Annotated in this window: 16 protein-coding genes; 7 read left to right on the top strand and 9 right to left on the bottom strand. The window is 46.9% G+C overall.

Translation table 11 applies throughout. The features are described from left to right. Nucleotides 1-26 precede the first annotated feature (26 nt). From B5E53_RS14715 to B5E53_RS14695, 5 genes are all read right to left on the bottom strand, one after another. Entirely contained in the window at nt 27-1,832 is a 1,806-nt protein-coding gene (locus B5E53_RS14715) for an alpha-amylase family protein (protein WP_242963759.1), read from the bottom strand. Between the two features lie 712 nt (nt 1,833-2,544). After that, entirely contained in the window at nt 2,545-4,725 is a 2,181-nt protein-coding gene (locus B5E53_RS14710; RefSeq protein ID WP_087316372.1) for an alpha-galactosidase, read from the bottom strand. A 183-nt stretch (nt 4,726-4,908) separates the two neighbouring features. Beyond that, complete coding sequence (locus B5E53_RS14705) at nt 4,909-5,766, bottom strand: carbohydrate ABC transporter permease (RefSeq protein WP_087316370.1); 858 nt, start codon at nt 5,764-5,766, stop codon at nt 4,909-4,911. Beyond that, nucleotides 5,766-6,647 (bottom strand): sugar ABC transporter permease, encoded by an 882-nt coding sequence (locus tag B5E53_RS14700; RefSeq protein ID WP_087316368.1) that lies wholly within the window; start codon nt 6,645-6,647, stop codon nt 5,766-5,768. The genes B5E53_RS14705 and B5E53_RS14700 overlap by 1 nt, the downstream gene beginning before the upstream one ends. Before the next feature lie 135 nt (nt 6,648-6,782). Then, a complete protein-coding gene (locus tag B5E53_RS14695) occupies nt 6,783-8,063 on the bottom strand; it encodes an ABC transporter substrate-binding protein (RefSeq protein ID WP_087316366.1) in 1,281 nt (426 codons plus the stop codon). 415 nt (nt 8,064-8,478) lie between these two features. Between B5E53_RS14695 and B5E53_RS14690 the strand changes: the two genes are divergently transcribed. Then, complete coding sequence (locus tag B5E53_RS14690) at nt 8,479-9,186, top strand: YesL family protein (protein WP_087316364.1); 708 nt, start codon at nt 8,479-8,481, stop codon at nt 9,184-9,186. 91 nt (nt 9,187-9,277) lie between these two features. Further along, nucleotides 9,278-10,048 carry a hypothetical protein gene (locus B5E53_RS14685; RefSeq protein ID WP_087316362.1) on the top strand — a complete coding sequence of 257 codons (771 nt, stop codon included), beginning with the start codon at nt 9,278-9,280 and terminating at the stop codon, nt 10,046-10,048. Nucleotides 10,049-10,185: 137 nt separating this feature from the next. On the opposite strand, the gene B5E53_RS14680 is transcribed toward B5E53_RS14685, so the two are convergent. Both B5E53_RS14680 and B5E53_RS14675 read right to left on the bottom strand, forming a co-directional pair. Next, on the bottom strand, nt 10,186-11,163 hold the full coding sequence (locus B5E53_RS14680) for a LacI family DNA-binding transcriptional regulator (protein ID WP_087316360.1): 978 nt from the start codon (nt 11,161-11,163) through the stop codon (nt 10,186-10,188). A 106-nt stretch (nt 11,164-11,269) separates the two neighbouring features. Then, complete coding sequence (locus B5E53_RS14675; RefSeq protein ID WP_087316358.1) at nt 11,270-12,829, bottom strand: glycoside hydrolase family 32 protein; 1,560 nt, start codon at nt 12,827-12,829, stop codon at nt 11,270-11,272. Nucleotides 12,830-13,268: 439 nt separating this feature from the next. Here B5E53_RS14675 and B5E53_RS14670 point away from each other — a divergent pair, with 439 nt between their 5' ends. From B5E53_RS14670 to B5E53_RS14655, 4 genes are all read left to right on the top strand, one after another. Continuing rightward, nucleotides 13,269-15,248 carry a BMP family ABC transporter substrate-binding protein gene (locus B5E53_RS14670; protein WP_087316356.1) on the top strand — a complete coding sequence of 660 codons (1,980 nt, stop codon included), beginning with the start codon at nt 13,269-13,271 and terminating at the stop codon, nt 15,246-15,248. Next, a complete protein-coding gene (locus B5E53_RS14665) occupies nt 15,245-15,856 on the top strand; it encodes a metallophosphoesterase (RefSeq protein WP_087316354.1) in 612 nt (203 codons plus the stop codon). Before B5E53_RS14670 ends, B5E53_RS14665 begins: the two co-directional genes overlap by 4 nt. 160 nt (nt 15,857-16,016) lie before the next feature. Continuing rightward, on the top strand, nt 16,017-17,126 hold the full coding sequence (gene ugpC / locus B5E53_RS14660; protein WP_087316352.1) for a sn-glycerol-3-phosphate ABC transporter ATP-binding protein UgpC: 1,110 nt from the start codon (nt 16,017-16,019) through the stop codon (nt 17,124-17,126). A 154-nt stretch (nt 17,127-17,280) separates the two neighbouring features. Continuing rightward, entirely contained in the window at nt 17,281-18,213 is a 933-nt protein-coding gene (locus B5E53_RS14655; protein WP_087316350.1) for a helix-turn-helix domain-containing protein, read from the top strand. Nucleotides 18,214-18,288: 75 nt separating this feature from the next. Here B5E53_RS14655 and galT read toward each other — a convergent pair whose 3' ends face one another. Together galT and B5E53_RS14645 are read right to left on the bottom strand one after the other, a co-directional pair. Then, nucleotides 18,289-19,785: a UDP-glucose--hexose-1-phosphate uridylyltransferase gene (gene galT / locus B5E53_RS14650; RefSeq protein ID WP_087316348.1), complete on the bottom strand. Its 1,497-nt coding sequence runs from the start codon at nt 19,783-19,785 to the stop codon at nt 18,289-18,291. A gap of 77 nt (nt 19,786-19,862) precedes the next feature. Continuing rightward, on the bottom strand, nt 19,863-21,146 hold the full coding sequence (locus B5E53_RS14645) for a galactokinase family protein (RefSeq protein WP_087316346.1): 1,284 nt from the start codon (nt 21,144-21,146) through the stop codon (nt 19,863-19,865). 204 nt (nt 21,147-21,350) lie between these two features. Between B5E53_RS14645 and B5E53_RS14640 the strand changes: the two genes are divergently transcribed. Beyond that, nucleotides 21,351-22,370, top strand: coding sequence for a LacI family DNA-binding transcriptional regulator (locus B5E53_RS14640; protein WP_087316344.1), 1,020 nt, complete (start codon nt 21,351-21,353; stop codon nt 22,368-22,370). Nucleotides 22,371-22,505: the final 135 nt, after the last annotated feature.

Here is a 22,505-nt window from a genome sequence, read left to right as displayed (position 1 = left end):
CAAGCGTCCCGGACGCATGAATCATTTTATAATTTTTTCAGCCAGCAGAATCCATATCCCGGAATATCCACACCGGCAGCTTTCCGTACTTCACCGGTCAGCATATTTTTGTACATACCGTCTGTCTCATTGATCCATGCGGTCTTATCGTATTCGCTGAAGTTGAATAAACCAAACATTTTTTCGCCGTCATAGTAACGTCCGATACACAGGATAGACGGATCATAGGTTTCCACAGTCCACATATCGGCATTGGTCATGAAGACTTTTTCTGTCTTACGGATTTTCTCCAACTCGGATAAACTCTGGAAAAGTTTGCCTTCCACAGTGTTCGCATCATCCACATGTTCCGCCAGATCCCAGCGCATAGCTCCACGATGGATGTAACGGGAATCATGAGCCTTATTCGGATCATTTTTATAAGTGTAATCATTCACCTGAGCGACCTCATCCCCGCTGTAAATTACCGGGATACCAGACTGAGTGAACATGTAGGCGTGAAGCATCACATCCAGTTTGATAGCCTTTTCCATGGCTGTATTGTCCTGTTCAAATCCGGCTTTTTCAATACCGCACATGGAGGCCGTTGTGGCACAGAACCGGGCATCCTGGGTATTCGGATCATACTCATAAAGTTCTCCCCGGCTGGTACTGTTTTCTGTATAGCCCTGGAAATAATCGTTCAGGAACTTCTTATGCGGTACTTCTTCCTGTCCTCTGGCTTTCAGGAAATCATAATCCAGGCCCCAGCCAATGTCATCATGGCAGCGCAGGTAGTTCAGGAAGACATATTCCTTCGGAAGACCTGCCACAATATCAAGCTGTCTCTTTAAGAGGCTGACATCTCTTGTCGCCACTGTATGCCAGGTGGTCGCCATGGTCGTCACATTGTAAAGCATGTGACATTCCGGTTTCTCTACAGTTCCGAAATACGGCACAACCTTTTCCGGCTCCATAACTACTTCTCCCAGAAGAAGAACGGACGGACACACAATCTCTCCGATGATACGCATCATGCGGACAATGGTATGAACCCGGCGCAGGTTCCGGCATGGAGTTCCCAGTTCTTTCCAGATATACGGAACTGCATCAATACGAATGACATCAATACCTTTGTTGGCAAGGAACAGGAAATTATACATCATTTCATTGAACACACGAGGATTCCGGTAGTTGAGATCCCACTGGTACGGATAGAACGTGGTCATAACATAGTGACCGATATCCGGCAGCCAGGTGAAATTGCCCGGTGCGTTTCTCGGAAATACCTGTGGTACTGTCTGCTCAAACTGCTGCGGAATCTGCGGATTATCAAAGAAGAAATAACGGCTCATATACTCGCCTTCTCCGGCACGGGCACGTCTTGCCCACTCATGATCCTCAGAAGTATGGTTCATGACAAAGTCCATGCACACATTCATATTCTTTTTGTGGCAGGCCGCTGTCAGATGTTCCAGATCTTCCATGGTTCCCAGATCTTCCCGTACTTTGCGGAAATCTTTTACCGCATAACCACCGTCGGATTTGCCCGGCACGGTATCGAGGAACGGCATCAGATGCAGATAGTTGACATTGGCCTTCTCCAGGTAGTCCAGTTTGGATTCCACACCTTTGATATTACCTGCAAAGTTATCAATGTACAGCATCATGCCCAGCATATCGTTGGATTTATACCATTCCGGGTTCTTTTCCCGCTCAATATCCATGGCCTTCAAATCTTTATTTCTTTCCATATAGAAACGATGGAGGTTATCACACAGTTCTGCGTACATGGAATCATTTCCGTACAATTCCATATACAGCCAGCGAAGCTCATCATTCTTCTTTTCCATACGATAATAGAATTCTTCGTCCACTGCCGTTCTGGCTGCCTTTGCCGCTGCCTCGGCAGCTTTTTTGGCCGCTTCTGCAGCTGCTTTCTTCGCTGCCGCTGCAGTTTTAGCCACCGCTTCTGTCGCTTTTTTTGCTGCAGAAGTTTTAGAGGCTTTCTTGGCTGCTTTTTTCGGAGCCGGTTCTTTGGCTGCCGGTTTCTTCTCCTCGGCCTCCACCGTTTCTTTTACGGCTGGCTTTTCTGCTGCGGCTTTCGCCTCAACTTCTTTTGCCGCCTCTTTTACTGCCGGTTTAGCTTCTGTCTTTGCCGGTTCCGCTTTCGCCGCGGCTTTTACCTCTGGCTCTGCGGCTGCTTTTGCCTCTGCCTTTGGCTCCGCTTTTGCTGCGGCTTTTACCTCTGCCTTTGGCTCTGCTTTTGCGGCTGCTTTTACTTCTGCCTTTGGCTCCGCTTTTGCTGCAGCTTTTACCTCTGGCTCTGCGGCTGCTTTTGCCTCTGCCTTTGGCTCCGCTTTTGCGGCTGCTTTGGCAGCTGGTTCCTCAGTGGTGGCCGCTGCAGCGGTCTCAACTGCTGCGGCCGCTGCTGTTACTCTTTTCTTGCGGCTTTTTTTCTTGCTTGTGTTCGTACGTTTCATTGTTATCTCCCTCTTTGTTTCAAATGTTAGTATGTGTCAACAAAATGCTGTCAGTGATAAAGAGACGGCAGGATTCCAACTGCTACTCTGCAACAAAATGAATCTGATATGCCCGGTAGGCTTTATACTCCACAGGAATCGGTATTCCCGTCTGCATCAGCGCGTCGGCCGGATACAGTCGTCCGCTCTCCTCTGAACGATACATCCGTCCCGGGATCAATCCTCTCAGGCGGATATAATCTACAGTCATATTTCCGTGGATGTCCTGCATAACCACATTGAGAAGAGCCTCGCTGCCATCTTCAGAAACAAATTCCCAGGCAGCCGCTTCTTCTTCAAACGGATTGGTCAGGCGGTAATATACTCCATAATTGATGAGCTGCGCGTACTTACGGTACTCTTTGATCTGCTTCTTCACAATTTCCCTGCCTTCCTCAGACAGAGTACCCAAATCAAGCTCATAGCCGAAAGTGCCCGCCATGGCAACCACACTTCTCACCTGCAGTGTCGTGCTTCTTCCGGTCTGATGATTCGGCACCGCCGATACATGGGAACCCATGGATGATACCGGATAACCGAAAGAAGTGCCATACTGAATCTTTATCCTGTCAAGAGCATCGGTATTATCACTGCACCAAATCTGCGGCGTATAGTATAACATGCCTGCGTCAAAACGTCCACCGCCGCCGCTGCACCCTTCGATAAGAATATTCGGATATCTCTGTGTGAGCCGCTCCAGGAAATCATAGAGTCCCAGCACGTAATCGTAGGCAACCATACCCTGGTCTTTTGCGGTGCGGGAGAAAACAGCATCCAGACTGCGGTTCATATCCCACTTGACGTACTCGATATTTCCCTGATCCAAAACATCGCAGATCATATTGAAAATTGCGTCAACCACTTCTTTTCGGGAAAAGTCAAGCACAAGCTGATTTCTTGCACGCACAGGCTTCCGTCCCGGGATGGAAAGCGCCCAGTCCGGGTGTTCCCGGTACAGATGACTGTCCTCATTGATACCTTCCGGCTCAATCCAGATACCGAACTTCACACCCAGCGCATTGATTCTTTCGATAAGATGCCCAAGAGATTCTCCCAGCTTTTCTTCATTGACATACCAGTCACCCAGTCCGCTGAAATCATCGTCTCTCTTTCCGAACCAGCCGTCATCCATGACAACCATATCAATACCAAGCTCTTTTGCATGCACGGCCAGCTGATAAATGGTTTCTCCGTTAAAATCAAAATAAGCCCCCTCCCAGCTATTGACAAGAATCGGGCGGATGGCATTTTTATATTTTCCTCTGCACACATGATTCCGGATACAGCTATGGAGATTCTGGGAAAGACGGTTGAGACCATCCGTACTGAAGGACAGAATCACTTCCGGTGCAGTAAGAGTATCGCCCGGCTCCAGCGGATAACGGAATCCTTCCTGCTGCAGGCCAATGAGGGCACGGGTCTGATTAAACTGATCTTTCTCCACTTCTGCCTGAAAGCCTCCGCTGTACATAAAAGTCATACTATAGCAGCTTCCGAAATCTTCTGTAGTCTCCGGATCAGCAAGAATCAGCATCGGATTGTACTGATGACTGGAAGTTCCTCTCCGGCTTCCGATTCTGGCAGTTCCATGTGCCAGATGATGTCTCTGATACATCCGGTCCATACAGTGCCTTCCATGGAATGTGATGAGATCATAATCACCTCCCACAAAATCCAGGCAGGCGCTTTGCAGCTTTTCAAGATAAATGGTATCGCTGCCTCCGTTTTTCACAACAGCACTGCGGGTGATGATATCTGCTTCCGGGAGTACGCCGTAAAGCAGGGCAACTTCCACCTGGCTGACCGCATCTTTCAAGGTAATCTCCAGCGTCTCCGCCTCTGATTCATCCGCGTATACAGCCGGCAGACCTTTGAGGAAATACTTTCCTTTTCGGATCTCGTGCCCTGCATAGCGAAGGTCACAGCAGCGGGACTGATCTGCATTTACTACGGTACAGGCCACATTCCGATAATCACCAAGTCCGGTATGCGGGAATTCCTGAGGCAGAACATCCATGGAATATGTCCTGTCTGCTCCCGTATCGTAAGGATTTCCGGAAAATCCTCTGTCTGCATATGTCAAAAGATAATCCATGCACCCCTCGGTCCTCCGTCCGTAATATAAATGAAGAAGAAAACCATAAGGGTCAATCTGCATCTGGTATGAAGAGTTTTTTGTGTGTAATGTAAATGTTTTGTTATTTTTGTCAAAAATTATACTCATATTTCTTTTCCTCGACCTTCACAATTGCGGTGCAAATTTTTAATATATTTTTTAATTTTAGGATGATATGCAAATTACTGCCTTCCAAATACAGGGAAGACAGTAATTGCCGGTTTAAACTATATCTTGCAATATTTCCGCACCCTGTTGCTAGCATCTGATACGGAAATAAAAGCTATTAAATTATTTGACAGCGCCGGAAGTAACACCTTCCACAATGAAACGCTGCAGGAACAGATACAGGATCAGGATTGGCAGCATGGCCAGCAGAAGAGCTGCCATGATCAATCCGATATCTGTAGAGAATGTTCCGTAGAATGCCTGTGTGGCAATTGGAATCGTGTATAACTCTTTCTTTGCCAAAACCAGACTAGGAAGCAGGTAGTCGTTCCAGAATGCCATGGCGTCAATGATAGCCACCGTAGCGATCGTCGGTTTTAACAGAGGGAATACAACCTTCCAATAAGTCTGCCAACGGGTACATCCATCGATAGTCGCCGCTTCCTCCAGGGAAATCGGTACATTGGTCTTAATCGCACCGTGGAACATGAATGTTGCCATGGAAAGCGAAAAACCAACGTGCATGAATATCAATGTCGCTCTGTGATTCAAAATACCAAGGATACCGCCGTACAGAGATACCAGAGGAATCATCAGTACCTGGAACGGGATGACCATGGATGCGATCATCAGGGCAAATAACAATGCTGTGAGCTTCCAATTATTCCGAACGATAACAAATGCTGCCATGGAAGACAAAAGCAATGTAAAAATAGTTGAACAAATCGTAACAATCGCTGAGTTAGCGAATACTTTCCAGAATTCCATCTTTTCCATGGCTTCCGGGAAGTTCTCAAGGGTAAATCCGTGGGCACCTACAATAGCTAACGGATCCACTGTGATATCCGCTTTTACCTTGAACACGTTGATGACAACAAGGATAAACGGAAAAATAAATAATAAGAATAAGACTATCAGAAGAACCAGCATTAACGCATGCCGGATCTTTTTATTACGAGCCGCCTGTGCATTTTTATCCATTATGCTGATACCTCCGCTTTCTTACCAATGTAAACCTGAAGAACACCGATTACCGCGCAGACAACAAACAAAACTAACGCTTCTGCCTGACCTGTACCATAGTTCTTATATGTAAATGCCTGATTATACACATGCATAGCAGCCATTACGGAACTGTTGAACGGTTCACCCTTTGTCAAGGATAAGTTTACATCGTAAACCATAAAACATCTTGTGATTGTCAGGAACAGACACTGTACAAATGAGGATACCATCAGAGGTACGGAGATGTGTACGATGGTCTGGAAATCTGTACATCCATCAATCTTCGCAGCCTCAAGGACATCATTTGATACGCTCATGAAACCTGCCACATAAATTAACATCATATATCCTGCATACTGCCACACAGCAACAATTATCAAACATACCATAGCTCCCCCTGAAGTAGAAAGCCATGATGTGGATAATGCGCCAATGGAGAAAGCTTCTCCAAGTGCAACTAACGCACGGTTAAATACGAACTTCCATACATAACCAAGAACGATACCGCCGATCAGGTTCGGTACGAAAAATCCTGCACGGAAGAAGTTCTGTCCTTTTACTCCTCTTGTTACCAGGTAAGCAAGAATAAACGCCACAACGTTTACCAGAATAACGGCAACGAAGGAATAGATGAAGGTCCGTCCTAATGCTGCCCAGAATGCGCTGTCCTGGAAAGTTGCCACATAATTGGCAAAACCTACGAAAGGTTTACTCTTGGATACGCCATCCCAGCTTGTAAAGGTCAGATACAAACCGTAAATAAAAGGTACGATAACTACTGCAGCAAAAACCAGGGTAGTAATTCCGGCAAACATTATGTACTGTTTTGTTTTATAAGACATACTGTTTGTATTCATACTATTAAACTCTCCCTTCTTTTGTGCGCATCCCGGCAGATGCAGATTTGTAATCCCCGTCCGCCAAAGACTCTATATTATACCATGTCGGACAATAATTCCCAGAGCGTCCACCGGAATACTAAAGTTGCAATACTAGTGAGCGATTACCTGCGCTGTCTTCCAGTAGGATACAATCTCATCAGCTAATCCTTTACGGTCAATCTCTCCAGCCAGATATTTCTGCATGCTTGCACCAAGAACGGAGTAATGATCATCTGGCAGGAAGTTGTAGTTAGGAATCAGGTTGCCTGCGTCTGCGTAAGATTTAACAGATGCGCCCAGCGGGTCAAGGTTATCAGCAGGAATGTTGCTGTATGCCGGTACAAGCTGACAATCTTCTGTCAGGAATGCGTTACCTGCTTCATCGTTTACTAACCAGTTCAGGAAATCTTTTGCTGCCTGACGCTGCTCGTCAGATGTATTCTCGGAAGAATCAATGAAGAAATACTTGGAACCGCCGCCAACTAACTTGGTGTTTGTTCCGTCATCTGTGTTCTGAGGAACAGGCATGATACCCATGTTCTCGCTGTAGTCATATGCGGAAAGCACTGCCCAATCCCAGTTGCCGCCGAACATAAACGCAATCTCACCTTCTGCCAGTTTCTGCTCTGTCACTTCACGCTCTGCAGAGATTGCAGAATCTTTTGCGTAGTTGTAATCCATTAATGTCTCGAAAGTATCCATTAAAGAATTGTATTTTGCGTCATTGGCAAGATCTACTGTACCTTCTGTAAGACCGGTAACGAATGCTTCCGGATCAGCCTGCTCTTCATATACCTGTGGCAGATAATGACCTGCGATAGACCAGTCTTCCTTCATGATACCTACAGGAGATTCCATACCGCCTGCTACTAACTGATCTAACAGTCCTTTGAAAGCGTCCAGTGTCTGGTACTGAGCCGGATCAAATGTCTGACCGGTGATCGCCTCAATAGCATCTGCATTATAGATAACGCCACGAGCCTCTACGCATACAGGGAAGCCGACAACCTTATCATTTACAGAAATTGCATATGGAGTCTGGCTGACCCATTCCTGGTCGCTCAGATCAACTGCATGTTCTTCTGCCAGATTGTAAACATCCTTCGCATCTACCATGGAAAGAGTGTACGGATCATTGGAAGAATACTTAGTAGCCAGATGAGCTGCTACAGTATCGCTGGAGTAATAAACTTCAACGTCCACGCCTGTCGCCTTGCTGTACTCTTCTGCTGCCTCTTCAAACTGATCCTGGATCTCCATTTTTGAGTTGAAGATCGTAATGGAAGTACCTGTACTTTCCGCTCCCCCATCATCTCCGGAACCACCGCAAGCTGCAAGAGATAATGTCATCAGTGCTGCCAGGGAAGCAGCTGCAACTTTTTTCAATTTCATGTTTCATTTCCTCCTCTTAAAAATAAAATATCAAGCCGGAAATTCCTTCTCCTATTCCGCCTTTTAACGTCCGTATTATGTGTCCCTCCCTGTGTGGAATCAAGGATGCTAGCAATCTTAATTCTCTGTGAAAAACAACATACACATCAGTTAATGAAAATATAACACTTCAGGCCGTGTATGTCAATCGTTTATCATAAGATTTATCATTTTTCTTTACAAAATCTTCACAATTTCTGTCATTTATTTTACTTTTTCTTAAAATCCCATGATTTTTTAGTGAAAACCTCCCGTATTTTTCTGAAAATCCTCATGTCAAACCCTTAATATTTTAGGGTTGAAATATTATAGAAGATTTGATACAATTTTTTTCAACGTTAATTGGGTAATTTCAACAGGAAAGGAGCACCTTTACATGAAAAAAATATTTAATATGGACAATCCCTTCTGGGTGGCCATGGGCAGAGTTTTTGACATCTTTGTTCTGAACTGTCTGTGGCTTCTATGCTGTCTGCCAGTGTTCACCATCGGGCCTGCCACCACGGGACTTTACTACGGTATGTTTGGTATTCTGCGCGGAGACGGCGGCTACCCTTCCAGAGATTTTTTCAAATCATTCAAACAGAACTTTAAACAGGGTGTGCAGCTGGGGATTCTTCTCACTCTGATCGGCGCCTTCCTGGCTCTGGATATCTATCTGTGTTACCACTCCGGACGGGGGATCTACACATTTTTCCTGTTTTTCTTTGTGGTTCTGTTTGTCGTGTGGCTGGCAGTCACTCTGTATACTTTCCCTCTGCTGGCCAAATTTGAGCGGACCAACAAACAGATCCTGATCTGGGCGTTCACCCTGTGCATCAAGAATTTTCCGCGCACTCTTTATATGTTTTTCTCCCTGGCCCTGGGCATCTGGGCCTGCCATCTTCTGATCGGACTGATCTTTATTGCCCCGGCCTTCATCGCGGAGAACCATACCGCCATCCTTCTCACTATCCTGGATCCGTATCTGCCGAAGCCTTTTGAGGAAGATGAATTTGACGGGACAGACAGTCCGGACGGCACTCAAAATACCAGCGATGATAAAATCGTTCCGCCGGACGACGATATGAAATGGCTGCTGTGATTTCAGAAAAAGATGATTTATTTTATAGAAGAAACCGCTCTCAAAATCATTTGAGAGCCACCACACAGAACAGAAAGGACTTATTTCCGTTATGAAAAAAGAAAAGGAGCCTTCCATTTTCCGGCAGGAACTGAAAAGAGACTGGAATACTTTCAAACGTCTGAAAGGTTTTAAAAAACTTGAATTTTTCTGGGACTATTACAAGCTTCCTGCCACAATTTTCGTGACTCTTGTTATTGTAGTCTGTGTCTTCGCCCATATGCTCTGGGAAGGACAGAAACCCCGGCGCCTGCAGGTTTACGCCGTTTTAAATACAGAAGACAGCTGCGTCTACTGGTTTCATCAGTTTGAAAAAGAGCTGACAGCCGACGGCAAACCAGGTATAGTGGAACTGAACGAAGATCAGCCTTTTGATTACGACAATTCCTACTACTACCTCAACGAAATTGAGGTCATGACCACCGTCTCCTCCCAGCGCATGGACGTGGCCATCTGTAACGCTGATATGTATAGTTATCTGCTGGCTATCAATGCCTGCATGCCTTTAGACACCGCACTGCCGGAAGATTTATACACAGACCTCTCCAACCGTGGCATGATCGACTTCAATACCGCCAATCTTCAGGTAGATGAAAACGGTGAGATTGATACCTCTGCCGGCATTGACGGCAATTACGCAGTCAACCTGGAAGGCACGGAATTTGAAGAACGCTATAACAAGCCGGAAGATCAGATTTCCACTGGAGAAACCGAAGAGGACCAGCCGCTCTACGCTGTCATCATCTCCAACACGGAACATCTGGATGACAGCGTGGCGCTGATCCGGGCACTGACCCAGGAAGATCTGCTGCCGGATTCGTAAATCAGGATTTGTAAAGGTTGTAATAACTATCCACTCAAACAGACAATGACGTAAGGACACATACAGATTTTGAGAGAAAACAGAAGGCTGCCGGCGCATATTGCGCGCGGCAGCTTTCTGTTTTCTTTATAAAATTCTCACGTACTCTCCCGTTCCACCAGATAGACCGGAAGCACCGTCCGCTTTGCCACCAGCTGTCCGGCCACTGCTTTGTCCAGAAGCTCTATGGCAATGGTCGCCATTTCTTTGATAGGCTGGTGTATTGTTGTCAGCTGCGGCGCTGTCGCAACGGCAATCATAGAATCATCAAAACCGATGATCTTGATCTGTTCCGGCACACTGATCCCCATTTTCCGGCAGATCTGAATGGCCTGAGCGGCGATCACGTCACTGTTGGCAAAAAGTCCGTCAATATCCGGATGCTCCCGCAGGGTCTTTTCAATCATCTCGCTGTAATTCAACGCATCAAACTGTACCACTTCCGTCATGATCTCGAGAAACGGAATCCCATATTCCGCGCACATCTGACGGAAACCAACCACCCTGCTGTCCGCCGACATAGGTGTATCTGTAAAACTTCCGATATGCAGCAGATGCCGGCATCCCGACGAAATCAGCTTTTTGGCTGCCAGCGCTCCCCCCTGTATATTGTCACATTCCACCGATGCCGTCGCAGTATCCACGTACCTCTCCACGGTAATAATAGGAATGTCTAATTTCTCAAAGGCAGAGGCATCCACTGTACCGCTGAACAAAACCAGACCTTCCACCCGGTTGCTGTAACACATTTCCACATACTCCAGCATCTTCTCATCCCGTCCCTGGGAATTACATAAAAGCATCTTATATCCCTTTTTGTGGGCCTCATTTTCCAGATTGCTGATCATTTCGGCAAAATACGGATGCCTGATATGCGGGACGATCACCCCTATAGTATTTGAACTTTTATTCTGCAAAGAACGTGCCAGCTCATTGGGCCGATAATTCAGCTTTCTCATGGCCTCCGCCACCCTCTGGCGGGCATTGTCGCTGATGTACCCCCGGTTATTCAGCACCCGGGATACTGTCGTCACCGTCAGACCAGCTTCCCTCGCAACGTCCTTCAAAGTTGCCATTTTACTTCTCCTTTATCTGTCTTTCGATTTACAGATACCCCCTCTGATTCGTACAGACTATTTTCTCCTCTGTTTTTCCGGTCATATGTTTCCCGGAAAGGCCGCTTTATCTGCCGACTTCAAAAATGTCATACTCCTCCACATGGACAAGCGGCATCTCCAGGGACACCTCTGTGTTATGCAGTTCAAAGGTACCCATCTGCTCACCATTTTCAAAAAATACTTCCAGAATCCTGTCATCAATAATAAAAAGAAGATGATTCTGCCATGCCTTAGCCTGAAAAGCATCTCTGTCTACCATAAAATTACCGGTTTCCGGTACGTACTCCACCCAGCTTCCATTGATCTTCCAGCGGAGATTCTCCAGCAGATTCTCCTCGAGAGTCAGGCGGATCACCAGCGCCTTCTTCTCTTCCTGCTGATAGCGGATTGTATTGTTTTCATCCGGAATCAGGCGCTCTGTGATCTTCACTGCCTGTTCCATTAATTCTTTCACAGGTTTCTGAACAATGATAAATCCTTCGTCCGTCTTCTTGCAGGACAGCTCCACCGGTATGCCGTAAGCACCGGTATAATTCCTTCCGTCATTCTTCACGCGGAGCCATGGAATAGATATTACACGGCCGTTCACGCCGGAAAAAGTCTGCGCGGCATAAGGAACTCCTGAAATATATGCCCACTTTTTCTCCCCGTCTGTCTTGAAATCATGGCCGTCAAACTCACCCTCATAATAAAATCCGTCTGCTGACCAGAAAAACCAGCATTTCTCTCCATCCTCAGAAGAAAGCTCAAAAATGTCCGGGCACTCCCAGCCGTCTTTTAAAGTAAATTCATCCACCAGCTCCCAGTTCTTAAGATCTTCGGAGCGCAGAATACCAAAATCATTGCCCCGGAGCCAGAGAGCCATAATATAGGCGCCGGACTCTTCATGCCAGTATACCTTCGGATCCCGGCTGTCCGGATAAATCACCGGCACACACGGTTCTTTCATCTTATGCAGAGTCCTGCCGCCGTCCAGGCTATAGGCAATCTTCTGCGTAAACTGCTGTCCTTTGCTCCACTCATCGTTACCGCCGGCCGCTGTATAAAAAAACAGCAGCGCGTCTTCCGGAAGACCCAGAAGCCCCCGGTCGTTTCTGATGGCACAGCCGGAATAAATGGTGCCGTTCGCATCCGGAAACATAACAGAATCCACCTGCTCCCAGTGAAGCAGATCGCGGCTCACCGCATGCCCCCAGCTCATATTATTCCACTGGATATCGAACGGATTATACTGAAAATACAGGTGATATACCCCGTTATCATAAATCATACCGTTGGGATCGTTCGTCCAGCCGCTTCTGGCCGCAAAGTGAATCACCGGATGAGTATCCGCAGCCTCTTCCTGCTTGTCTGAAATGTGGATTCCCTCCGCAAAAATCTCCGGTACGTCTTCCATGACGACCCGCAGTTCCTGACCCTGGTACTGATCCACCGGAATCTGCGCATAAAAATTGCAGTCATACTGTCCGCTCTGTTCCGTATCCACAGGAACCATGACCTCTGTCAGTTTCTCTTCTTTTCCTGTTTCCCGATCCAGAAGATAAAGCCGCAGCAATTTCTCATCTTTCTGAGCGCAGATTGGAATATTCAGATACTTTCCATTGACTAAAAAATCTTTTTTCATATATTGCTGTCTCCTCTATTTCTCTTTTTTTATTATCACACCTGCTTTCTCCTTTGTACAATAATTTATCTGCGCTGCCATACCCGCACAGGCCTATCCGGTATCATAACACAAATCACAATATATTTCTCTGTACAAAGAAGCGATTTTATCTGGTTTTTATGTGAAAATGCTCAAAAATAAACTTATTTTTTACATTATACTCATAAAAAAAATCAATCCGTCCGTCTTATTATGTCATTCGATTGATACATTTTGTTAATTATAGCAAAAAGAATTTTATTGCACAAGGACAAATTCTTGCTTTAATAACCTGGATTTACCGTAAAAAATGCCAATTTTTCATTGACAAAGGTTTCCACCGACGAGTATCATAAGCTCAGGAAAACAGGTTAAACCTTTGACATATTCGTCGCCAGAATGATTAGGAGAATTTACAATGATTGCAACAAACGCGGACGCAAAAATGAATTACGAAAAAGCCTGTCACCTCGGCAAAAAAGAAGGCGGCTCCCCGGCAGTCCTTGATACCATTCTTGAAGAACGGCATATCACAGCACCGGCGGAGGTTTCTCTCGGTCTGGTATCCATACCGGTCGACCGGATCGTGGGGACAAAAAGCAAGGGCAGAAGCCAGTCTTTCAGCAAGAGCTTCTATCCTGTTTTAAAGGAGAATACAGAATTTGCTTCCAAATGGATCTCCCTCTGTAACGCTCATCTCAACGAAGGCATCCGGGAACCCATCAAGGCCTATGAATTCATGAATGAATTTTATGTGGAAGAAGGCAATAAGCGGGTCAGTGTACTGAAATATTTCGGTGCAGTTTCCATTCCCGCCAATGTCATCCGCATCATTCCTCCCCAGAGTGATGATAAGGAAACCCGCATCTATTACGAATTTATGGATTTTTACAGCCTGTCAGAAATCAATGACATCTGGTTTTCGCGTCCGGGCAGCTTTGCGCGCCTGCAGCGTCTCGTGGGCAAAATGCCCAATGAACCATGGAGTAATGAAGACCGGAAGACTTTTCATTCCTCCTACGCTCTTTTCCAGAAAGCGTTTGAAGCACTGGATGAGAAAAAGACTTCTCTGATTCCGGGAACCACCGTGCTGAATTCTCTTGAGAACTCCGCAGAGAAAAAGAAGTCTTCCGTGCTTCCGGGAGATGCGTTCCTCTATTATATCGATCTGTACGGCTATGATTCCCTGCAGACAGACAGCGCTGCCGAACTGAAAAAGAAACTGAAAAAGACCCGGGATGAATTTCAGCTGCTGCAGTCTGATCAATCGGTCGCTCTGCAGATGGATCCCGGCGAGAGCAAAAAAAAGAACCTGCTGCTCCGTCTCATCCCTGCAGGCACCAAAAAGCTCCGGGTCTGCTTTATCTACGCACGGACTGTGTATACTTCCAGCTGGTCCTACGCCCACGACCTGGGGCGGGCGCACCTGCAGCAGGCGTTTTCTGACCAGGTGACTACTTCCTACTACGAAAACGGAACCCTGGAAAATATTGCCGGGCTGCTCCAAAAGGCTATTGACGCCGGCAACGATCTGATTTTCACCACTTCTCCGATTTTCCTGAAGGAAAGTCTGAAGGCCGCCATCGATCACCCGGAAGTGAAGATTTTAAATTGTTCCCTGAATACTTCCCACAAGCATATCCGTACCTACTATGCCCGGATGCACGAAGCGAAGTTTCTCATGGGCGCCATCGCCGGTGCCATGGCGGAAAATGACAAGATCGGCTATGTCGCCGATTACCCGATCTACGGGAATATCGCCAGCATCAACGCCTTTGCCCTGGGTGCTCAGATGGTCAATCCCCGGGCGACCGTTTATCTGGAATGGTCAAGGCGCACTCACCCGGTGAAAAAGACTTTCTTCGCGGATCATGATATTTCTGTCATTTCCGGCAAAGATTCCACGGCGCCAGGTATGTACGACCAGCAGTTTGGCCTCTATTGTCCGGACGGAGATTCCATCTGGAATATGGCTATGCCGGTCTGGAACTGGGGACGTTTTTATGAGCAGATGATCCGCAACGTCATGAACGGCAGCTGGAAGCTTGATGATGAGAAAGATACCACCAAAGGACTCAACTACTGGTGGGGCATGTCCTCGGGCATCGTGGATGTGATCTGTTCGCACAGACTTCCGATCGGCACTTCCCGCCTGATCGCTTTATTAAAAGAAACCATCTGCCGGGGGGATTTCAATCCATTTTCCGGCATTATGTACTCGCAGAACGGGGTCGTCAAAGGACAGTCTTCCGACGCGCTGACATCGGAGGAAATCATCACCATGGACTGGCTGGCGCAGAATATCGTCGGCTCCATTCCTTCCAAAGACGATCTGGATGAACCGGCACGGGACCTGGCAGCTGTACAGGGAGTAAAAGAGGAGGACCGGCTTCCATGAAAATTTTAGCAATATCGGACATTGAGTCTCCCTATTTCTGGGATTACTACGAAAAAAAGAAACTCGCGGACATCGACCTGATCTTGTCTGCCGGAGATCTCCGGGCGGAATATCTTTCCTTCCTGGTCACCATGTCCCATGCGCCTGTACTGTATGTGCACGGCAACCACGACACGCAGTATAAACGTAAACCGCCGGAAGGCTGTATCTGCGTGGATGACAAGCTCTACGTTCATGAGGGTATCCGCATTCTTGGACTTGGCGGCTCCATGAATTACAATGACGGAGAGTACCAGTATGAAGAGAAGGAAATGCACCGCCGGGCCAAAAAGAGAACGCTCTCTCTCCTTCGCCATGGCGGTATCGATATCCTGCTGACCCATGCGCCGGCCCGGAACATTAACGATGGCGAAGATCTTCCCCACCGGGGTTTTGAAACTTTCTGCCACCTGCTGGACCGTTACCAGCCCCGCTATTTCATTCACGGACATGTACATAAGAACTACGGCTGTGATTTTCACCGCTATGACAAATATAAAGGAACAGAAATCATCAACGCCTATGAATACTGCATTTTTGAGTATAATGCACCGGCACAGAAAGGCTGATCCGCTCAGAATGTTGTCTTTAACCATAATTTTTCGAAAATTTTAGTTATTTGTGCCATTGCCGGATGCGTTCCTTTGGTTTAAACTAAGAAAGTAATCAAAATCGTTCACCGAATATATATTTTTTATATATACACATATTAAAGGAGGATACATTTCTATGGCAACATTATCTTTAAAGGGTATCCAGAAAGTTTACCCGAACGGTTATCATGCCGTAACCGATTTTAATCTGGAGATTGCAGATAAAGAGTTCATCATTTTCGTCGGACCATCCGGATGTGGTAAATCCACTACACTTCGTATGATCGCAGGTCTGGAGGATATTTCCGATGGTGAGTTCCGTATCGACGGCAAGCTGATGAACAACATCGAGCCGAAGGACCGTGACATTGCCATGGTTTTCCAGAACTACGCTCTGTATCCGCATATGACAGTATACGACAATATGGCATTCAGCTTAAAGCTTCGTAAAGTGCCAAAGGATGAGATCGACAAAAAGGTTCGTGAAGCTGCCAAGATCCTTGACCTCGACAAACTCCTTGACCGTAAGCCGAACGCTCTTTCCGGTGGTCAGAGACAGCGTGTTGCCATGGGACGTGCCATCGTGCGTAACCCGAAAGTATTCCTGATGGACGAGCCTCTTTCCAACCTGGATGCCAAGCTTCGTGTTCAGATGCGTATCGAGATTTCCAAACTGCATCAGAATCTGGGCGCTACCATCATTTACGTAACTCATGACCAGACAGAGGCCATGACCCTTGGTACAAGAATCGTTGTTATGAAAGATGGTATCATGCAGCAGGTAGATACTCCTCAGAATCTGTACGATTATCCATGCAACCTGTTCGTAGCCGGATTCATTGGATCTCCTCAGATGAACTTCATGGATGCTAAGGTTAAGATTTCCGGCAACGACGTTACACTGAAAGTCGGACACAGCGAGATGCATGTGCCAGATTCCAAGAAACAGGCGCTTATTGACGGTAACTATGACGGCAAGACCGTTATCCTTGGTATCCGTCCGGAAAATATTTACGAAGCAGACGCTCCGGATGCTCCTGTTGGTATCAACATCAACACGAAGATTAAGTTCTACGAGCTGCTTGGCGCAGAGGTTTATCTGTACTTCGATATGGAAGGCACACAGATGACAGCCCGTGTAAGTTCCAGCACCAAACTGAAATCTGGTTCAGATGCTACATTTACTCTGGATATGGAAAAGATTCATTTATTCGATAAAGAAACAGAAGTAACCATCACAAATTAGAAACATGCACATTGTGCATTATAATTGTTTTTCTCTTTTTCTAAAAGAATGCATGCCTCAGGTCCTCCTCATTTTTCACCTGGGGCATCTGTTCTTTTTGGCGAAGTTTTGTTATAATAAATGCTCAGGTTAGTTATAAACAGGAGATTTATATATGAGAAATACAGAGAAAAAGAATATGCAAAGAAAACTGGATGAATTGAAAAGAATCACCGGCCTGTCCTTCTCCCTGGACCTGCCCGACACGACAGATCTTCCGGAAGCGGAAGCCGAGGAGACAGAGTCCTATCTTCTCCACCAGCTTGACTCTCTGATCGCCTCCTATAAGGAAGTCAACAGCAAAGAAGCCATTTACAAAAAATGGATCACCGGAGACCTGGAGACTCACGAACTCATTCACACCGCCAAGCGGCTGCATGTTTCTCTCTCTGATCCGCGCGCAGTCTTTCTCGTGGAATCAAAAGAAACCATGAATAATTCTGTCATGGCCATTTTAAAACACGCTTTTCCAGACACTTCGCACGTCTGGCTGGTTCCCATGTCTTCCTGCCAGCTGGCCATCGTCTACACATTTACAGAGGAGGTATCAGAGGAGACGCTCGACTCCACCGCCTATCTTGTAATGGACCTGCTGAACACAGAGGCTCTCATTCAGGTCAATGTGGCTTTCAGCGCGGTCACCGGCCATCTCAATCAGCTTCCGGACGCTTATCAGGAGGCCAGCCTGGCGCTGAATGTAGGCCGGATATTCTATCCCGGCCAGTATGTCTACCCTTATAACAAACTGGGGATCGGCCGTCTCATTTACGGTCTCTCAAAGGAACGGTGCAGCGCCTATCTGCAGGAAGTGATCGGCACGGACTCTCCTTCTTTTTTCCAGCCGGAAACTGTCCACGTGATCAACTGTTTTCTGGATAACAATCTGAATATCGCTGAGACTACCCGCCGGCTTCACATGCACCGCAACACTCTCATTTATCGACTGGAACAGATACAAAAAGAGACCGGTCTGGATATCCGGCAGTTTCACGATGCCATGACGATCAAAACGGTCCTCTTTGTTTTTAACTATATGAAAAATTTATAACGGAATCTTTTTTGGCAGAGATTCCGGAGGTCAGTTTTTTATCTGCGTCCGGTATCCCTGCCCTTTTATTATCCTTTACAGTACGGCGATAAAACGGTCAAAGGCCGCTCTGCCTTCCTCTGTACACTTGTACACTCCTGCGTCCTCCAGAACGCCGACAAATACTTTTCCGATTTCTTCTTTCAGAATATCCATCACATTGGAATCATTGATATCCGCATATTTTTCACGGATCTTTTCTGCCCATTCTTTATGTTTCAAAAGCTCTTCATGGTCCTCAACCGGAGTTCCTTTTACCAGACAGTCTGCCAGAAGTTCCATCTCCCCTTTCAGTCTGGACGGCAGCACTGCCAGACCCATGACTTCAATGAGGCCGATATTCTCCTTCTTGATATGATGATATTCACTGTGCGGGTGGTACAATCCCAGCGGACATTCTTCTGTGGTGATGTTGTTTCTCAAAGTGAGATCCAGCTCATATATCTCTCCATTCTTTCTGGCTATCGGCGTAATGGTATTGTGCGGTTCTCCGTCTGTCTCGGCAAAAATGTACGCCTCCTCATCGGTGTATCCTCTCCATTTCTCTAAAATGTGATCTGCCAGAGCGATCAGGCGTTTTTCATCTTTGTGGCGGATACGGATGACGGACAGCGGCCAGTGAAGGATTCCCGCTTCCACATCCTCATATCCCGGGATGGTGATCTGTTTTTCCATGGCAGCATCAGCCATGGCGAAACGATACCGTCCTCCCTGGAAATGGTCATGACTTAAAATGGAACCGCCCACAATCGGAAGATCCGCATTGGATCCCAGAAAATAATGCGGGAACTGTTTGATGAAATCAAAAAGTTTCACAAAAGTAGAATGATCGATCTTCATCGGAATGTGCTGACCGTTAAATACGATGCAGTGTTCATTATAATACACATATGGAGAATACTGGAATCCCCACCGGCTTCCGTTGATATAAATCGGGATGATCCGGTGATTCTGTCTCGCCGGATGATTCATTCTGCCGGCATAGCCTTCATTCTCCATACAAAGCTGACATTTCGGGTACGCACTCTGCGGTGCGTTCTTTGCCGCAGCGATGGCTTTCGGATCTTTTTCCGGTTTGGAAAGATTAATGGAAATGTCAATCTTTCCATACGGGCTGTCCACTTTCCAGCGGATATCTTTTTTGATCCTATCCCTGCGGATATAATTGTTATCCTGGCTGAACTTATAAAAGGCGTCGGTTGCCTTCTGCGGGTTCTCTCCGTAGAGCTCTTCAAATTCCGCGATGACCTGGGACGGACGCGGCGTGATGACTCCCATCAGTCTGGTGTCAAACAAATCTCTGGTCACAATATCATCACTGTCGATGATTCCCCGTTCCAGCGCAATGTCTGTCAATGCATCCAGCACTTCCGGAAGTACGATCTCCTCTCCGGAAACGTCCTGCTCCTCATACTCATCTTCCCGGAACACTTCAAGAAGCTGATTGATCATATATCTCTTATCTGCCTGAGCAATGAGCTCCGTTCTCAGTCCATATTCCACCAGTCTGGCAATTTCTCTATATAAACTCATCTCATATTCTCCTTTTACAGCCCTTTACATTTCCTGTATCCTGTATTACTCTGACAACTTTTCTCCCCGGATTCCTCTTACAGAACCTTCATACCACCGTATTTTCTCACTTTCAATACATGACAGCTTCCCTTACCGAATACTCCGTCCAGCGCGTCTTTGTATTCCTGCACCGCGTCTCCCGGTACAAACGCCTGAATGGTTCCGGCAAAACCGCCGCCATGCACACGGCTGACACCTCTCTCTCCCAGTACTGCATCACTGACGGCAAGGCCCACAGAAAGTCCCTGCCCATTTAAGTCCCGAACAGTAAATACGTTTTGCAGATACTGGAAAGAAGAAGCGCCGGATGCCTTCACCCATTTCTTAAATGCATCGAAATCTCCCCGTTCCAGGGCGGCGATTTCTGCATCCACTCTCTTCTCTTCCTCAAAGAAATGGATGGCACGAAGTACCGGACGGTCGCCGAGCTTCTCACGGATCTCCGCCAGCTTTCCGTAGAATTCCTTCTCATCCACCTGACGCAGCACTTCTTTGCCGAAATAAGCGGCAGCCTTCTTCATATCCGCCGGGATGGCCGCATATTCATCGGTCAGGTCGGCATGCGAACCTTTGGTATCCGTGATGCACAGACAATGATCATATGCCTCAAAATCCACATCGATCTTTTTCACCAATGTGTTGTCCGGATCCGCAAAATCAATATGAATGAGTCCTCCCACGGAGGAAGCAGTCTGATCCATCAGTCCGCATGGTTTGCCAAAATATACGTTTTCCGCGTATTGCCCTATTTTGGCGATGTCCACCGCATCCAGCTTCATATCGTTGTATAAGCCGGAAAGAATCGTTCCGATAAGTACTTCATAAGCCGCTGAGGAAGACAGGCCGGAACCACTCAACACATCGCTGGTAGCGTAAGCCTGGAAACCGCCGATCTGGTATCCCATTTCTTCGATTCTAGCAGCTACTCCCCGAATCAGCGCGATGGATGTTCCGTTCTCTCTCTTCACCGGTTTCAGGGAAGATAAATCAACCACCGTCTTAGGATATCCCTCGGACTTCACCTCAATGACGCCGTCCTCTCTCGGAGCGACTACCGCGATGATATCCAGGTTGATGGACGCTGCCAGTACCTTGCCGTGCTGGTGGTCTGTATGATTGCCCCCCACCTCGCTGCGGCCCGGCGCGCTGTAAATCTCCACTTCCTGTTCTCCGTACAGCTTCTCATAGCTTTCCAGTGCCTTGATGTAACGTTCTGTCTGATAATCCAGAACGCCCTCATCCACGTAGATATCTTTCAGCAGATCTCTGTACACCCCGTTTTTAAATTCTTCTTTTAACACCCCTGTTTTCTTTGCCATTACATACTTCTCCTTTCTTGATCCATTGCCCTTTGTTAAATGGTCGGTTAATATTATGGCTTTATAGTAAAATATTTTAGTAAATTTGTCAACTATTTTTACCAATTTTTACTATAAATTTTTACTTACTATTTTAGTAAAAAACTTTCTTTTTTTTACCGGGTTTGTTATAATGAAAAAAACGAAATCAGAAAGGAGGCGCTTATGGCAACATTAAAAGACATTGCCCAGAGGGCGGGTGTCTCCACGGCAACCGTATCACGGATTCTCAATCAGGACGAGACCTTAAGCGTCACAGAAACTACCAGGAATAACGTCCTGCGAATCGCGCAGGAATTGCATTATAATAAGAAAAAAAATACCGCCCCATCCATGACAGTGGGTATCTTCCAGTGGATTTCCCTGCTGGATGAGACGGAAGACCCTTATTATCAGGATATCCGGAGCGGCATAGAACAGTACTGCGCTGAGCAAAAGATTGAAGTTATCCGTGCCTTTGAGAGCGATCACAACTACATGGATACACTAAAAGATGTCCCGGCCCTGATCTGCATTGGAAAATACAGTGACAGCCAGCGGAAAGAACTTGAGAAGCTGTCCCCCCATGTACTGTTTCTCGATATGCGCACCTCTCAGATCAACTGCAATACCATCACACTGGATTTCGGTCAGGCGGTCTACGACGCCATGGATTATCTGACCAGTCTCGGTCACCGGCACATCGCCTATCTGGGAGGACGAGAGCAGCTGACAGATTCCACCATCTATTTTGAAGAACGCAAGGATGCCTTCATACGCTACTGTACCCAGCACGATCTGTGCTGGAAACCTTATATCCGGGAGGAGGAATTCTCGGTAGAATCCGGCTATCACATGGCTCTGTCTCTGATCAAAGCCGAAAAAAACGGAACTTCCCCTCTCCCGACAGCGGTCTTCGCAGCCAGCGATCCCATCGCCATCGGCGCCATGAGGGCTTTTTACAAATATAATTACCGGGTGCCGGACGATATTTCCATTGTGGGCTTTGACGATATCAGCGCTGCCGGATTTTTGAATCCGCCGCTGACCACCATCCATGCTCCGGCCTTTCAGATGGGCCGCTATGCCGCCCACTATGTAATCCAGATGACAGATACCTTTATACAGCAGGAGGCGCTGCCGGTGCGCATCACCCTTCCCTGCACCCTGCGCATCCGGGAAAGCTGCGGAGCGCCGCGGAAATAAATCTTCAACCTTTTTCCGTCCAAAAATCCTGGTAAAAAAGGGCTTTACATCTCCCTGTCACAGTAGTATAAAGATGTAGAAAATAACTTTTCACAACTGTTCAGTCACGCGCCTGTTAAAACGAAATTCTGCGGC

Origin of the sequence: Eubacterium sp. An11 (assembly GCF_002161065.1) — a bacterium.
In the GTDB taxonomy this organism is placed as follows: domain Bacteria; phylum Bacillota; class Clostridia; order Lachnospirales; family Lachnospiraceae; genus Anaerobutyricum; species Anaerobutyricum faecale.
The sequence above is the reverse complement of the archived record's forward strand: the minus strand, read 5'-3'. Positions and strand labels throughout refer to the sequence as shown.